General features: G+C 61.0%; 13 protein-coding genes and 1 pseudogene. 6 read left to right on the forward strand and 8 right to left on the reverse strand.

The genetic code is table 11. The annotated features are described in order from the left end of the window. The first annotated feature begins 55 nt into the window (after nt 1–55). Nucleotides 56–675: pseudogene (locus ACMX25_RS19580) on the forward strand (NADPH-dependent F420 reductase). Nucleotides 676–715: 40 nt separating this feature from the next. On the opposite strand, the gene ACMX25_RS19585 reads toward ACMX25_RS19580, so the two are convergent. The 5 genes from ACMX25_RS19585 to ACMX25_RS19605 form a co-directional block, all read right to left on the reverse strand. Next, the gene (locus ACMX25_RS19585) at nt 716–1,219 is read right to left on the reverse strand and encodes a cupin domain-containing protein (protein WP_414951729.1); all 504 of its coding nucleotides are present in this window, start codon (nt 1,217–1,219) and stop codon (nt 716–718) included. A 142-nt stretch (nt 1,220–1,361) separates the two neighbouring features. After that, the gene (locus ACMX25_RS19590; protein ID WP_414951730.1) at nt 1,362–1,754 is read right to left on the reverse strand and encodes a polyketide cyclase; all 393 of its coding nucleotides are present in this window, start codon (nt 1,752–1,754) and stop codon (nt 1,362–1,364) included. 45 nt (nt 1,755–1,799) lie between these two features. Beyond that, on the reverse strand, nt 1,800–2,309 hold the full coding sequence (locus ACMX25_RS19595; RefSeq protein ID WP_414951731.1) for a DUF1697 domain-containing protein: 510 nt from the start codon (nt 2,307–2,309) through the stop codon (nt 1,800–1,802). 78 nt (nt 2,310–2,387) lie between these two features. Beyond that, nucleotides 2,388–3,584, reverse strand: a complete 1,197-nt coding sequence (locus ACMX25_RS19600; protein ID WP_414951732.1) for a YbfB/YjiJ family MFS transporter — start codon at nt 3,582–3,584, stop codon at nt 2,388–2,390. Then, a complete protein-coding gene (locus tag ACMX25_RS19605) occupies nt 3,581–4,510 on the reverse strand; it encodes a LysR family transcriptional regulator (RefSeq protein ID WP_414951733.1) in 930 nt (309 codons plus the stop codon). The genes ACMX25_RS19600 and ACMX25_RS19605 overlap by 4 nt, the downstream gene beginning before the upstream one ends. 145 nt (nt 4,511–4,655) lie before the next feature. On the opposite strand from ACMX25_RS19605, the gene ACMX25_RS19610 reads away from it, so the two are divergent. Continuing rightward, nucleotides 4,656–5,918: an MFS transporter gene (locus tag ACMX25_RS19610; protein ID WP_414951734.1), complete on the forward strand. Its 1,263-nt coding sequence runs from the start codon at nt 4,656–4,658 to the stop codon at nt 5,916–5,918. 90 nt (nt 5,919–6,008) lie between these two features. Here ACMX25_RS19610 and ACMX25_RS19615 read toward each other — a convergent pair whose 3' ends face one another. Together ACMX25_RS19615 and gcvA are read right to left on the reverse strand one after the other, a co-directional pair. Next, a complete protein-coding gene (locus tag ACMX25_RS19615) occupies nt 6,009–6,653 on the reverse strand; it encodes a LysE family translocator (RefSeq protein WP_414951735.1) in 645 nt (214 codons plus the stop codon). A gap of 94 nt (nt 6,654–6,747) precedes the next feature. Continuing rightward, complete coding sequence (gene gcvA, locus ACMX25_RS19620) at nt 6,748–7,680, reverse strand: transcriptional regulator GcvA (RefSeq protein WP_414951736.1); 933 nt, start codon at nt 7,678–7,680, stop codon at nt 6,748–6,750. A 171-nt stretch (nt 7,681–7,851) separates the two neighbouring features. On the opposite strand from gcvA, the gene ACMX25_RS19625 reads away from it, so the two are divergent. Continuing rightward, entirely contained in the window at nt 7,852–8,625 is a 774-nt protein-coding gene (locus ACMX25_RS19625; protein WP_414951737.1) for an SDR family NAD(P)-dependent oxidoreductase, read from the forward strand. Nucleotides 8,626–8,647: 22 nt separating this feature from the next. Here ACMX25_RS19625 and ACMX25_RS19630 read toward each other — a convergent pair whose 3' ends face one another. Further along, complete coding sequence (locus ACMX25_RS19630) at nt 8,648–9,496, reverse strand: IclR family transcriptional regulator (RefSeq protein ID WP_414951738.1); 849 nt, start codon at nt 9,494–9,496, stop codon at nt 8,648–8,650. Nucleotides 9,497–9,636: 140 nt separating this feature from the next. Between ACMX25_RS19630 and ACMX25_RS19635 the strand changes: the two genes are divergently transcribed. The 3 genes from ACMX25_RS19635 to ACMX25_RS19645 all read left to right on the forward strand — a co-directional run bounded on the left by ACMX25_RS19635 (nt 9,637) and on the right by ACMX25_RS19645 (nt 14,556). After that, nucleotides 9,637–10,872, forward strand: coding sequence for an acyl-CoA dehydrogenase family protein (locus ACMX25_RS19635; RefSeq protein ID WP_414951739.1), 1,236 nt, complete (start codon nt 9,637–9,639; stop codon nt 10,870–10,872). An 8-nt stretch (nt 10,873–10,880) separates the two neighbouring features. Then, nucleotides 10,881–13,082, forward strand: a complete 2,202-nt coding sequence (locus ACMX25_RS19640) for an acetate--CoA ligase family protein (protein WP_414951740.1) — start codon at nt 10,881–10,883, stop codon at nt 13,080–13,082. Between the two features lie 85 nt (nt 13,083–13,167). Then, nucleotides 13,168–14,556, forward strand: coding sequence for an MFS transporter (locus ACMX25_RS19645; protein WP_414951741.1), 1,389 nt, complete (start codon nt 13,168–13,170; stop codon nt 14,554–14,556). Nucleotides 14,557–14,588: the final 32 nt, after the last annotated feature.

The raw sequence follows: 14,588 nt of genomic DNA on the forward strand, positions 1-14,588 counted from the left end.
AAATTTTAAAATTAATTAGTTTTCCGAAGTATTTATTGAGCAGAGGAAAAAAGACATGAGCACACTAGCAAACGAGCGTTCAAAGAGCTACGCAATCATCGGACTTGGCAAGATTGGGACGGCTATCGCCCAGGCGTTTGCCCGCGAAGGAATCGAAGTAGCGGTCGCAGCAAGGCGACCGCTGGACATGCTCGCGACGCAGATCGGCCCGTCGCTTGCGCCGCAACGGATTGAGGACGCGATCAAAGCCGACGTGATCATCCTGGCGGTTCCCTTCGCTACGCACCAGGACATCGGGCGGGCAGCCGAAAGCTGGCAGGGAAGATCGTGATCGATGCAACCAACGCGTACGATGTCCCTCCTGAGGAGTTGGGCGGCTTACCCTCGACAATCGCCGTTGCCAAGGCGTTTCTAGGCGCGAAGCTGGTGAAGGCCTTCAACCATCTGCCAGCGAGCGTTCTGGCACAAGGATCGAAAACATCTCAAGGAGGCCGGCGGGTCGTGTTCATCGCAAGCGATGACGATGCGGCTAGCGCCTCGGTATCGACGCTCGTCGATAAGCTCGGCTTCGCGCCGATCGAACTGGGAAGGATAGGCGAGGGCGGCCTGCTCATCCAGGCACGGGGCCGTACTTGGGGACAGCTTATTTTCCAGGACCTGGCCAAGTTCGGCTGATCGCATTGCCTGAAGATGACTTCATGGCCGCACCGCAGGCTTAGGGTTCGTCATCCCAGTAGTCCAGCGAATTGTCCTTGCGCTGAATAACGAGGAGGGGTGCTCCCTCCTTGCCACGGACGATCGCCTGATACTTCCCCGAGTCCGGATATTCGACAACTTCCGGGTCGTCCCGTGTGCTGATCGAGAGGTATTTGAGCGGCGCTTCCGATGAGTTGATGATCTGATGCGGATACTCAGGGCCGGGAGGAATGAAAATGACATCGCCGGCTTTGATCGGAATTAATTCTCCCGCCACGCGGAGCGTCCCGTCTCCTTCAAGGATCACGAACATTTCCTCTTGCGCATGGTGAAAGTGATACGGACACGAGCGTTTTCCGGCGGCCACAATATCGATCGATGCACCTAGATGTTTGGCCGCCGTGTTCGTTCCAAGACGCGCGCTGAGCGTCTCGTATAGAGGCAATCGAATTTCCGCCGTCTTCTCAACTTCGTCAAAATTTCGTACAAGCTTCCGGGCGAGTTCATCGGCTTTTGCACTCATGCGTTCTCCATAACAACGGTGATCGTCGTGGTTCGAAACTATGTACTTACCACCAGCAATTCCTCCGCATTGTTTGGCGGGCGCAGACCATCGGTTCTGCCGATGAAATCTCGACACCGCCATTAACCGCATCGATTGATCATCAAGAAAACTGCTCACGGAGCGCGGCCAGATCGCGTCTTACCCAAGCGGCGTCGGCTTCGAATTTTTCATCCGACATTCCTGGTTGCCGAAACAATGTGAATGCCACCTCGGCTCCGGCGCCATTTTGAAAGACGCGCATCGGCACGTAGACTTCCTCGCCGCCGTTGAGGTAAACGTGATGGTCCATCACGCCGAACCGGTTATGGTCAGTGAATCGGATGGTCACGCTTCCCCCCGGTCCGTGAGCTTTCCAGTGATCGCCGCACGCTTCGAGCGTCGACTCCGACAGCCCCGACGCCCAACTTTGAAATGCTTCGGGACGCCATATCGCGTTGTACAGGTCTTGCCAATCGCGATCGATGGAGACGGTTATTGTCATTGCATCCAGCATTGATTCACCCCTCGTTTTCTCTGCGAATTAGCCATGACGAACCGCCTAGGCTGCCGTCCATTCGATGAGCTTCGCCACGGTATTCATGTTGCGCGCGGTTCCATTTGCGGCAGCCGGGATTTTCAGTTTCGAACGGGCTATTCCGTCTTTGTAGTGCACGTAGATCTCACGCGTGCCGAGCGCGATTTCTTCCGTTTGCTGACCGCTTACAGTGTCTAGTAGATCGGAGGGAGGCGCTGTATCGAGAAAAATTGCGACGGTCTTGTTTTGTGGCGCTGAGCTAAAGGGATTGTCGGCAAGAACCGCTGCTAGCTGAGCGCCTGTCCGAACGAGAACGCCTACAGGCTTTCCCGCATAAGTCTCAAGACAACGCTCCAGCTTCGCTTTCGCAGATGCCTCCGATAGCTTGCTTTCGAACACAACGTTGCCACTGGCGATATACGTACGCACATTGGAAAAGCCCAAGGACTCGCACATTGTGCGAAGTGCGGACATGGGAAGCGTGCCGGTGCCGCCAACATTCACGGCCCGCAGAAAAGCGGCGTAAGTAGTCATCCGACTATTCTATTGCCATTTTTATCTGCAAGCCGGCTAACGCCATGAATGGATTTGTCCAGATATCGGACGAGTACATCAATGCTGATGCTGTACCGCGGCCGATCCCTGTTCCGACTTGCCCAGACGTATGCAAAACAGACCTGCCACGGCCAGCGCCGCAGCCGCCGTCTCCAACGACCCCGAGAACGAATGGTGCGGTGCGTACATCGCATTGGCCACGAGCGGTCCCACGATTTGCCCGATGCCAAAACACGCAGTCATCACCGCGAGAATGCTTACTCGCATTGTGTGTGCAACGCGGCGCGCTGCGAGCATCGCAATCGTCGTGGTGCCCATGAACGTGCCGCCAACGATCAATGCGCTGCCGAGGTATCCCACCGCGTTCGGCAACAGGACCGGCAAGATTACGCCGACCGCCTGCAGCGCGAGATTCAGGAACAGGGCGCGTCGTGTGCCAAGGCGCATATGGAGTGCGTGCCAGATGAAGCACGACGGCGCCGCGCCCAGGCCGAACAATGCCCAGACCTGGATGGGATCGATCGACCCCACTGCGTTCCTGACAAAGAACGGCAAATAGGTCGCGGTGATGATGTAGCCAAAGCCCGCCAATCCGTAAAGCGCAATCAGCGGTGCCGCACCGAGCGCAGGGAAGGACTCGTGTCCGTGCACGGTTGAACGCGTGCCGGAGGTTTCAACGGGACGCGCATCGAGACTCGGCAGTGCAACGGCGCCAAGGATCAATGCGCCCGCCGCCAGCACCCACCAGAGCCCCGCGCTATGCAGGTCGAACGCACGTCCCGCGATCAGCATTTCCGACGACAGCACGATGCCCAAGCCGACACCCGCATACAGCATGGGCGCGCCGCTCGAATGACCACGGTGTTGCAGCAACCAGAGCGAAGCCGCGACCATGGTGACCGCGCTGACGGCGCCTGTGATGCCGCGCATCGCGATGATGAGCCAGGGGGCACTCAACAGCGCCGTCACCCCGAGACACACCACGATGCCCGCAAGCGCAAGCATGCACAGCCTGCGTGAGTGGCGTGGATGCACCGCGGCGGTCAGCAGGGCGCCGGCCAGGTAACCGGCATAGTTCGCCGACGCCGCAAGCGTGCCTTGATGCACGGTCAGCACGGCATCGCTGACCATGACCGGATAGATGCCGGTGAACGCAAAGCGTCCGAACCCCATTCCAACGGCCATGACGAGCGCGGCGATCAGCGCCGCCATGCCTTGGCCCGCTGTCGATGAAACCTGACGAATCGTGCTCATGATGATTTCCTCTTCGCTACGTTAGACAGCTTCGGCGGCTTTGGCAGCTTCGACATGAATGGCGTAAGCGCTTCGCGCAGCGCGTTGAAAGCAGCCGTCTCGTATCCGTTTCGATGGACGAGCCATGTATCCACCTTCGCCACGACCTGGGTGTGAAAATCGGGCGGATCACGCAGCAATTCGAGCACGCTGCGCGGCACGAGCGATACGCAGCCGCCAGCAGCCACGCACGCAAGCATGCTGTGGTACGACCCAACCTCCTGGATATCGAGCGGCGACCTGTCCTGACCAAGCCACTCTTCCGCAAGCACGCGGTAGCTGCAGCCATCGGCGAAAGCCGCGAGCGAACGGACGGTGATATCCGCGCCCTTGCGGACTGCGGCATGGCCGCGCGGCAGCACGAGCAGGATCTCTTCGCGAAAGACGGGTTCCCCGTGAAGCCCAACTGCCTCCAGATCCGATGCTGTCGCCATCTCGCCGCATGGCGGGAGCGCAGCGAACGCGCAATCGAGCAAACCGCTGCGCACCTGTTCAAGCAATTGCCGCGAGGGCGCGGTCGAGATCCTGAGCTGGACGTCGGGATACTGAACATGAAGGGCGGCAAGCGGGCCCGGAAGACGAGCCGCGGCCGTGCTCTCCATGCTGCCAATTCTCAGCGTGCCCGAGGGCGCTTGGGGACTGAGCACTTGTCGCGCTTCATCGGCGAGCGCGAGCATGCGGTTCGCGTAGCCGAGAAAACGGTCGCCTTCGGTGCTCAGCGTAAGACGGTTGCCGTCGCGACGGAACAGCGCCACGCCCAGTTCCTCTTCGAGTTGCTGGATACGCGTGGTCACATTCGACTGCACGCGGCCGAGCCGCCTGGCCGCCCGGGTCACGCTGAGTTCAGCGGCCACAATGCGAAAAATCTCGAGACTGGTGTGATCCATGAAAATCTCAATTAGAGAACGATGTAAACATGATATTCCCAAATTGAGATAATATGCAAGCAGTCTACTTCTTTGCGATGGGAGCCGGATCGACACCAATGCGCCCGGCCATCGCTCAACGCCTGACAGAACGATCGAGACCCACATGGATCAAGCAACTAGTTCATTTATGTCGCCGGACGGCCGTGTCCAGAGGCTCGGCTATGCCGAACGCAACGCGCCGTACTGGCGGCGCAATCTATTCGTCTGCGTATTCGGATCATTTACCACGCTGCTGAGTCTCAGCATGTTGCTGCCGTTCCTGCCGCTGTATGTGCAGCAGTTGGGCGTGAGTTCTCCGGCGGCGATCGTGCAGTGGTCGGGCGTCGCATTCGGCGCAACGTTCTTCGGCACCGCGATTACCGCGCCGCTCTGGGGACGCCTGGCGGACCGCTATGGCCGCAAGCCGATGCTGATCCGCGCGGCGGTCGGCATGGCCATCGTGATGTCGTTGATTGGGCTTGCGCATAACCTGACCGAGCTGGTCGTGCTGCGGCTGATCGCGGGATTGATCGGCGGTTATGCCTCCGCATCGATCGTCATGGTCGGCACGCAGGCGCCGCGCGAGCGCGCAGGATGGGCACTGGGCGTACTGTCGACGGGTGCGCTTGCAGGCAATCTCGTGGGACCGCTGGTCGGCGGATTCTTGCCGACCTATGTGGGTATTCGCGGTACCTTCTTCGTTGGCGGCGCGATCATCGCCGTGGCTGCGCTGCTGACCGTCGTGTTCGTGCGCGAAGATTTCGATCGTGCGACCGATGTAAAAAAGCGGACTGACGCCGGCGCGGCATTGCCTCCCACAATCCATCGAATGGTGATCCTCGCGCTGCTGGTGACGGCCATGATGGTGTTGCTCGCGAACATGTCGATAGAGCCGATCATCACCGTTTATATCGGGCAACTCGGCGTGCCGGACGACCATGTCGCGCGGATGGCCGGGATCGTGATGGCGGCATCGGCGTTCGGCAGCATGTTGACGGCCGCGCGTTTCGGCGCGCTCGGTGATCGCATTGGCAGCTCGAAGGTCATTATCGGATGTCTGATCGCGACCAGCGTGGTGCTGGTGCCGCAAGCGTTCGTTCACCAATGGTGGCAACTCGCCATTCTTCGCGGCGTGATGGGCATGACGCTCGCGGGATTGCTTCCGTCGATAGCCAAGGAAATCCGCCACGCCGTCGCCGAGCACAATTCCGGTAAGACGCTGGGTTATCTGCAATCGGCGCAGTTCAGCGGGCAGGTGATAGGCCCGCTGATCGGTGGGCAGATCGGCGCGCATGTCGGCTTGCGCGCAGTGTTTTTCGTAACGGCTTCGTTATTGCTTGTTTGCGCTGGATTGAATCGATGGGCGAGAACTCGGGCGGAGGGGTGATCCTTTTCTCGCGAGTGGAGAAAGGGGTATCTTGCGACGGCAAAATCATGCCGCACGAGAATGCCCGGCTTCGCGCGTACGGCCGGTTCGTTACGTCTGCTTTGCCGTCAACAACTTGATGCCGAGGCCGAAGAAGATCAGACCGCTGCACCGCTTGAGCGCTTCAACCCACCGGTGAGTACCAAGCCCGTCATGAATCCGGCGCACCCCGAACGAGTAGATGGTATGAACCAGTGCCACGGTGCAAGCCACGGTCAGATACATCACGACGAACTGCGCCGCCAGCGGCTGGTCATGCGCGATGAACTGAGGCATGAACGCGGAAAGGAAGATCAAGGTCTTGGGATTGCTTCCCGAAACCAATAACGCTTCCCTAAAAATCTTGCGCTTGTCGAGAGAGTGTGAGGGCAGCGCGTTGATTGATGCAGATGCGTTGGGGCTCCTGCCTTTCTTCCCGCTTCTTAACTGCTTTACGCCAAGGAACATAAGATAAGCCGCTCCCAGGACTTTCATGGCGAGGAACAGCGGCGGCATGGCGATGAGTACCGCGCCCACGCCCAGGGCCACGAGCACCACGACGATCAACTGAGCCAGCAGATTCCCCGCTATGGTCGCCGCCGTTCCGCGGCTGCCGAATCGGACCGTATTGCGGATGACAAGCAGCACGTTGGGTCCGGGGGAAATGGTGGTGACCAGATACGCTACGGCGAAAAGAAACCAGGTGTGGAAGGACATTCGTGCGCTCGCTGAAGCGTTGGGACGGGGATTGCCGTAGACGAATAATGCCATCGACAAAACGCTCACATCAATGACCGCACCGCTATGACGCTTATTTTTTTGTGTTTTGCTGCACGGTCAGGCACTCCGCCCGCAGCCATTTACAAAACGCCGACACGCGCGGCAAGTGCGCTCCCTCAGGCCGATACACCACGTAATACGCGAGCTGCAATGGGCACGCCTTGCGGCTGAAGAGCCGGACGAGGCGCCCGGCCGCCATGTCGTCATGCACCATGACGCTCCGGCCAAGAGCAATGCCGTGCCCATCGATTGCGGCTTGCACCACGGCTGCCGAATTATTAATGCGAAGTCCGCGATTCGACGCGACATCGTTAATGCCAGCCGTTTCGAGCCATGTGCGCCAGGTTGGAAAACCAGCACTGGTTTCCATTGAAAGGTCGTGGATCAGCGTGCGTCCCTTGAGGTCGGACAGGCTCCGAAGGCCACCGTTCTTGCGTCGAAAATCGGGTGAACAAACGGGATAGAGTTCTTCGTCGAACAGCTTCTCGGCGGTAAGGCCCGGCCACTTACCCGCGCCATATCGCACGCCAATATCTATGCCGTGAGCTGCGAAATCGAGCAACTTGAGGCTTGTGTCCAGACGCAAGTCCGTCTCCGGATGAGCTTGCTGGAAGCGGTCGATACGCGGAAGCAGCCACTTCGCGGCGAACGCCGGGCTCGTCGTCACGGTCAGCACGCCGTTTGCCGACGCTTCCTGCAAGCGCTCAAGGCCGAGCGCCAGCCTGTCAAAACCGGCACGGATATCGGGTAGCGCGCGTTGTGCGATTTCGGTCGGAGCGAGCCGGATAGTACCGCTGGTGCTGCGGTGAAAAAGTGGCGCCCCAAGCCACTCTTCGAGGCCGCGAACCAGTTGCCCCACAGCGGCCGATGTGACGTTCAACTCCGTTGCCGCAGCCGAGAAACTCTGATGTCGTGCGCTTGCTTCGAATGCTCTAAGCGCGTTCAAGTGGACCGGATATTTCATGGCATATAAAGATTTTCTTTAACGTACGGGAAGATTAACTGATTTGTCCGTGCGACGCGGGGTTTCTACACTGCTTCCATGCGTTGAGGAAATTGCGGCCAGATAGTAATGTCCGAGACATCCGGCGCGAGCGATTCGCGCAACGAAACACGTTGAAGGAAGGTAACGAAAATGAATAGTTTTTCTTTAAAGGTTGCGATCGTGACGGGCGGCGGTTCCGGCATTGGCAAAGAAGTGGCGAAGCAGCTTGTTGCGGCGGGCGCATCGGTGGTCATTGGCGGGCGTGACCTGTCGAAGCTTGAGCAGGCGGCGAAGGACATCGACCCAAGCGGCGCGAAGGTGCGCTATCACGCCGGCGACATCGCTCTGCCGGCAACGGCCGCAGCATTGGTTGAACTGGCGACGCGAGCGTTCGGGGGTGTCGATATCCTGATCAATAACGCCGGCGTATTCAGTCCCAAACCGTTTCTCGAAGTCGATGAGAAGGAGTACGACCAGTTCGTCGACATCATCCTGAAGGGCAAGTTCTTCATGGCTCAGGCCGCGGCGCGTGCAATGAAGTTGCGCGGCGGCGGGGCGATCGTGCAGACGGGCTCGCTTTGGGCGCTGCAGGCGATCGGCGCTACGCCGTCAGCCGCATACTCTGCCGCAAACGCAGGCGTGCATGCGCTGACCCGCAATCTCGCTATCGAACTCGCTCCGTTGAATATCCGGATCAATGCGGTCGCGCCGGCAGTTGTCGAAACTCCGGTCTACAACACGTTCATGACCGACGATCAAGTGAAGGAAACGCTGCCGTCGTTTAATGCGTTTCATCCGCTTGGGCGAAACGGTCAGCCTGCTGACGTGGCATCGGCCATGCTCTTTCTTGCGTCCAATGAGGCTTCGTGGATTACGGGCACAGTGTTGCCGGTCGATGGCGGCGTGACTGCGGGCCGGATCTGAAGGGAGCGGCCGCACCGGCACCTTAAAAAATTCCCATCGCTGCTTCGACGCTGCGCACCATGGACAACAGCCGCGGTCCGACATCCCGCTCCAACTGTCCGTCCTTGAGCAGATAAGAAGGCACGCCGCAGTTGAACACAAGAATCTCACCATCGGCGGCCGGCCTCATCGGCACTGCCACGGCGTGCACTTCACGCCGCAGATCGCCGTACGACACGCAAAAGCCGCGCTCATGAAAATAGTCGATGCTCTGCAGCACGCGGTCCCGGAAGGTGTTCCATTCGTCGGGCGTCTTGACCGAGATCTCATTCAATAGCGCCTCGCGCCGTTCGCCCGGCAGCGCCGCGAGAAGGGCGCGGCCCATGGCGGTGCGAACGATCGGATAGCTCAAGCCGATGTCCGCCGGCAAGCCGAGCGGCGTGCTGCTGCGGCTGCTTTCCAGATACACCACGTTCAGCCGGTCGCGCATGCCAAGCGACACCGAGCCGCGGATGTGGTCCGCCAGCTCCTTCATCGAAGGTCGCGCGATTTGCCGGACGGCGAGACTCGCGAGCAGCGGATAACCGAGCGACAGCACGGCCGACCCGAGCTGGAACTTGTTGTTCATCCGGTTCACGCGCAGGTACCCGAGCCTTGTCAGCGTGTAGGTGAACCGCGAGATCGTGGCCTTGGTCATGCCGGTGCGCGCAGCAAGTTCAGCGTTGCCGAGCTGCGAATCGCGCGGCGTAAAGGTATGCAGTATGTCGAGGCCACGTGCGAGCGTGGTGGCGAATTGCCGGTCGCCGTCGAATTCATCGGGAACATAGCGCGCCTTCGAATCCAGATAATCGCTCGCGATCGCGGCCGTTTCCGGCGTGTTATTGCGTTCCATGGCGTCTCCTCCAATTAACGCATTTTGCGCCCTGTGTTCTGCATATCCAAACTCTGTTCAGCATAGTCGAACACCGAGCGCCTTTTAGTTCGGAAAGTTCGATAGTGAAGTCATAAGCTGAACACATGACGGAGACAGCAATGAGCAGACAAAACCTTGAATTCGATGCTGAGTTCGATGCACTACTCGCCGACGTAGCGCGTTTCGTGCGGGAAGAGGCAATTCCGCGCGAGGACGAGATCGAGCAGGCGGATCAGGTGCCCGCGGATCTCGTCGAGCGGATGCGCGGACTCGGCTACTTTGGCTGGAGCATCCCGCGCGACTTCGGCGGCGCGGGACTTTCGACGGAGCAACTTGTTCGCGGCGCGTTCGCGCTTTCGCAAGCGTCGGTGGCGTTTCGAGCCCGCGTCGGAACGAACACCGGCATCGGCTCCGAGGCACTCGTCGCAGACGGTACCGACGATCAGAAGCAACGTTACCTGCCGCTCCTCGCGTCGGGTGTGATGACCGGGGCGTTCGCGCTGACCGAACCGGATGCCGGGTCCGACGCGACCGCGCTAGTGACTACGGCTCGGCGCGATGGCGACCACTATGTGCTCGATGGAGCCAAGTGTTTCATCACGAATGCGCCCATCGCCGACCTCTTCACGGTCATGGCCCGCACCGATTCATCAATCCCGGGGGCGGGCGGCATCTCCGCGTTCCTGGTCGAGCGCGGCACGCCCGGCCTCTCGACGAGCGAGCCGTATCAGAAGATGGGGCAGGCGGGTTCTCCCGTCGGCGACGTGCATTTCGACGCATGCCGGGTGCCGGCGGCGAACCTGATTGGTGGAATGGAAGGGCAGGGATTTCGCACGACGATGAAGGTGCTGAACAAGCAGCGCATCCACCTGGCCGCGCTGTGCACGGGTCCCGCTATCCGCATGCTCGACGAAGCGGTCGCTTATACCTCGACTCGCGAACAGTTCGGTAAGCCAGTCTCGGACTTCCAGCTCGTGCAGGCGCTGATCGCCGAATGCCAGACGGAAATCTACGCCGCGCGCTCGATGATTCTCGACACCGCGCGCAAACGCGATGCCGGCGAGGACGTCGCGCTGGAAGCGTCAATGTGCAAGATGTTCGCCTCCGAGATGTGCGGGCGCGTCGCAGACCGCGCCGTGCAGATGCTCGGTGGACGCGGCTATCTCGCGGGCAATGCAGTGGAACGGTTCTATCGCGACGTCCGTGCATTTCGCATCTACGAAGGCACCACGCAAATCCATCAGTTAAACATAGCGAAGATTACGTTAAGGCGCGCGGCACAGGCGAAAGAAGTACTGGCGAAAGCAGCGCAGGCGAAGGACAGCGTCGGCACGACCGCTGCGCGTGCCGCATGAGCGCGGCCATGAAGTCGCCGCGCGCGCTCGATATCGAACGGCTGGTCAGTCCGCGTTCGATCGCGATCATCGGTGCATCGAATGATCCTAAATCGATCAGCGGCCAGCCGATGCGCTTTCTCATGCAGCACGGCTATCAAGGCGCGCTGTATCCGGTGAATCCAAAATACGCTGAAATTGCAGGGGTCGCGTGTTACGCGAGCATCGAAAGCCTGCCCGCGACGCCCGATCTCGCGCTGATCCTCGTCGCCGCGCGGCGCGTGCCGGACATGTTGCGCCAGTGCGGCGAGAAAGGCATCCGTTACGCGATCGTCTATAGCTCGGGCTTCGCGGAGGCGGGCGAAGCCGGGGCCGCGCTGCAACGTGAATGCACGGCGATTGCCAAGACCTTTGGCCTTCGCATCATCGGACCGAATTGCCAGGGTCTCGTCAGCACGGATACCGGCGTCTACGCAGGCTTCGGCGCGCCGTTTGGCGTGGATTACCGGCCCGGCGGCCTTTCGCTGATTTCGCAGAGCGGTGGCTTTGGCTGCGCGCTGTTGCTCATGGCCGATGAACTCGGCATCGGCTTGCGGCATTTCATCACGACCGGCAACGAAGCCGACGTGAGCCTGCTCGACCTCGTTGATGCGTGTATCGACGATACGCAAACGTCGATAATCGCCACGTACATCGAGGGGTTGAAGGATGCGCGGCGGCTCGTCGAAGTCGCGACCCGGGCGCTCGATGCCGGCAAGCCACTCCTCGCGTGGAAGGTCGGCAACACCACCGATGGCGCGAAGGCGGCCGCTTCGCACACGGCGAATCTCGGCGGCGCGTCTACGCTGTATCGCACGGCGTTCCGTCAGACCGGCGTGATCGAAGTAACCGACGTGGCCGATCTCGGCGACTACGCGAAGGCGTTCGAGGCGAAACGCCTTCCGGGCGGAAACCGGATCGCCGTTGTCACGCTCTCGGGCGGCGCCGGCATCCTGATCACCGATGCATGCAGCGAACGCGGCATGACGCTTGCGCCGTTGTCTGCGCGGACGCTTGCCGCGCTCGAGCCCATCGTGCCTTCGTTCGCATCGCTGAACAATCCGGTCGACCTGACCGCAGGCATCCTCGCTGAGCCGAAGATATTCGCGGACGCCCTGCAGATCATTGCCGACGATCCCAGCATCGACTCGATCGCGATCATGGCGGCGGCTGCGAGCGGTGAGGTCGCGCTCGCGATGGCCGAGGCGATCGTGCGTGTCTACCGCGCGACCGACAAGCCAATGATGCTAGCCTGGAATGCGCGCCGCGACATGGCGAGCGAAGCGTACGACGTGATCGAACAGGGCGGCGTGCCGCTTTATGCAACGCCCGTGCGCTGCGGGCGCGCTTTCGCGGTCCTGTCGAACTATGCGCAGGCACGCCGCGCGCGGGAGGCGGCACGACTCGCACCGGCGCCGTTGCATCGTCACGTAAGCGCGGCACATGCGTTGCTCGCCGCGAGCCCGGGCGATCTGACGGAGCACGCGGCGCAAGCGCTTCTCGCGCACTATGGCATCGATACACCCAAAGGCGCGCTTGCCCGCAACCGCGACGAAGCGCGGTCGATCGCGCGGTCGATCGGCTTTCCGCTGGTCGTGAAGGTCCAGTCGCCCGACATCCCGCACAAGACCGAAGCGGGCGCGGTGCGCGTCGGCATTCGCGACGAGGCAATGCTAGTAGACTCCTTCGATGAAATCGTCGCGAACGCTCGGCGCCACGTTCCCGGCGCGCGGATCGAGGGTGTACTCGTGCAGGAAGAGATCCGCGATGCAGTGGAGATGATCGTCGGCATCGAGAACGATCCGTCGTTCGGACCTGCCGTGATGTGCGGACTCGGGGGGATCTACGCCGAGGTGCTGAAAGACGTGGCGTGGCGGCTCGCGCCGGTCTCGCACACCGACGCGCACGCGATGATCCGCGAACTGCGCGCATACGCAATACTCAACGGCGCGCGCGGCAAGCCGCCGGGCGATATCGATGCGCTGGCGGACGCAATTGTGGCAATGTCCGCGATGGCGCTCGACCTCGCGCCGGGTCTGAAGGAGTTCGACATCAACCCACTGTTCGTTCTTCCTGCAGGCAAAGGCGTGCGCGCAGGCGATGCGCTCGCGCGCTGCCAGCGGCCGCGCGAGGCGGCAGGCAGCGAGGCATATGAAAGCGAGCATTGCGCCCAGGCGGTGGTCGACGGATAGTGTCCCTGAGCTTGCCCGCGCTTTGAAACCGGGCGTCGCACACACTGCGACGCCCAAGTCAGTTCGCATTCTTCGCGAGACCCTCATGCAAAGCCATCCGCAATCCGGCGCAATAACCTCGGGCGACATTACACCCGGTGAAGTCGAGCACACCTATCGCAAAGTGTTTTTCCGGCTGATTCCGCTGCTGTTTCTCTGCTACGTGATCAGCTATGTCGACCGTGTGAACATCAGTTTCGCCAAGCTGCAGTTCATGCACGACCTCGGTTTTTCCGAGTCTACATACGGCTTGGGCGCCGGCCTTTTCTTTATCGGCTACGTGCTCTTCGAGGTGCCGAGTAATCTCTGGATGCAACGCGTCGGCGCGCGCCGCACGCTCCTGCGCATCATGTTTGCGTGGGGACTCGCGTCAAGCCTCATGATGTTCGTTCGCACACCGACGCAGTTTTACGCCATGCGCTTTCTGCTGGGCGTCACCGAAGCGGGCTTCTTTCCCGGGATCATCTTCTACCTGGGCTGCTGGTTTCCCGGCGCGAGGCGCGCCCGCGTGATCGCCTTCCTGATGATGGCGACTGCCGTGGCGGGGATCATTGGCGGCCCGATGTCGGGGCTCATCATGACGCGGCTCGCCGGGGTGGGCGGCTTGCCAGGCTGGCAGTGGCTCTTCCTTCTGGAAGGCGTGCCCGCCGTCACGCTCGGTATCCTTGCGTTCTTCTTTCTCGGCGATTCGCCGGCGGACGTGCGCTGGCTCAGCGACCGCGAGAAGGCGTTGATATCGCGTGAACTGCTCGCCGACGAAACGTCGAAGCGATCCGGCCATCTCGACGGCCTGCGTGGCGCGCTCGCCAATCCGCGCGTCTATCTCGCGGCACTCGTGTACTTTGCCGTGATGATGCCGTTCAATGCAATCGGCTTCTGGGCGCCGACCATTATTCGCGATCTGGGCGTCGCCAGCGTGCTGGATGTGGGATTACTGTCGGCTCTGGTGTTCATCGCAGCCGCGATCGGGACTTACGTTGTTGGGGCGAGTTCCGACCGGATGATGGAGCGCCGCTGGCACGTGGCGGGCAGCGCGGCCGTGACGGCACTTGCCTTTGCGTTGTTACCGGCTGCCGGCCACAACATAACGATCGGCGTCTGCCTGCTCGCCCTTGCGGCGGCGGCATCGTATGGTTGCTTCGTCGTGTTCTGGACGATACCGCAGACGTTCCTGCCGCGCTCATCGGCTGCTGGCGGCATTGCGATGATCACGAGTCTCGGTGGCACGGGCGGCTTTGTGAGTCCGGCATTCGTAGGTTGGACCAAGATGCACACGGGTAGCGCGGAGTTCGGGCTGATCGGGCTCGCGGTCGTGTTGATGGCCGGAGTCGTGGTGTTGCTGATTGCCTTCCCCGCGGCAGGCAGCAAGCACGCTACAGTGCTCACCGCCACCAATGCCCCGGGGCAGCCGGGTCTCGGACATACGCATCGATAGGAAACGTCGCCAATGGGCCCGGCGAGGCCCAT

It is taken from the genome of Caballeronia eucalypticola, assembly GCF_047608185.1.
In the GTDB taxonomy this organism is placed as follows: Bacteria; Pseudomonadota; Gammaproteobacteria; order Burkholderiales; family Burkholderiaceae; genus Caballeronia.

Bases quoted from the DNA above. Each gene is read 5' to 3' on its own strand.
- ACMX25_RS19625 (WP_414951737.1), top strand. From the start codon at position 7,852: ATGAATAGTTTTTCTTTAAAGGTTGCGATCGTGACGGGCGGCGGTTCC.
- ACMX25_RS19600 (WP_414951732.1), bottom strand. From the start codon at position 3,584: ATGAGCACGATTCGTCAGGTTTCATCGACAGCGGGCCAAGGCATGGCG.
- ACMX25_RS19605 (WP_414951733.1), bottom strand. From the start codon at position 4,510: ATGGATCACACCAGTCTCGAGATTTTTCGCATTGTGGCCGCTGAACTC.
- ACMX25_RS19595 (WP_414951731.1), bottom strand. From the start codon at position 2,309: ATGACTACTTACGCCGCTTTTCTGCGGGCCGTGAATGTTGGCGGCACC.
- ACMX25_RS19590 (WP_414951730.1), bottom strand. From the start codon at position 1,754: ATGCTGGATGCAATGACAATAACCGTCTCCATCGATCGCGATTGGCAA.
- ACMX25_RS19585 (WP_414951729.1), bottom strand. From the start codon at position 1,219: ATGAGTGCAAAAGCCGATGAACTCGCCCGGAAGCTTGTACGAAATTTT.
- ACMX25_RS19615 (WP_414951735.1), bottom strand. From the start codon at position 6,653: ATGTCCTTCCACACCTGGTTTCTTTTCGCCGTAGCGTATCTGGTCACC.
- ACMX25_RS19610 (WP_414951734.1), top strand. From the start codon at position 4,656: ATGGATCAAGCAACTAGTTCATTTATGTCGCCGGACGGCCGTGTCCAG.
- gcvA (WP_414951736.1), bottom strand. From the start codon at position 7,680: ATGAAATATCCGGTCCACTTGAACGCGCTTAGAGCATTCGAAGCAAGC.
- ACMX25_RS19645 (WP_414951741.1), top strand. From the start codon at position 13,168: ATGCAAAGCCATCCGCAATCCGGCGCAATAACCTCGGGCGACATTACA.
- ACMX25_RS19630 (WP_414951738.1), bottom strand. From the start codon at position 9,496: ATGGAACGCAATAACACGCCGGAAACGGCCGCGATCGCGAGCGATTAT.
- ACMX25_RS19635 (WP_414951739.1), top strand. From the start codon at position 9,637: ATGAGCAGACAAAACCTTGAATTCGATGCTGAGTTCGATGCACTACTC.
- ACMX25_RS19640 (WP_414951740.1), top strand. From the start codon at position 10,881: ATGAAGTCGCCGCGCGCGCTCGATATCGAACGGCTGGTCAGTCCGCGT.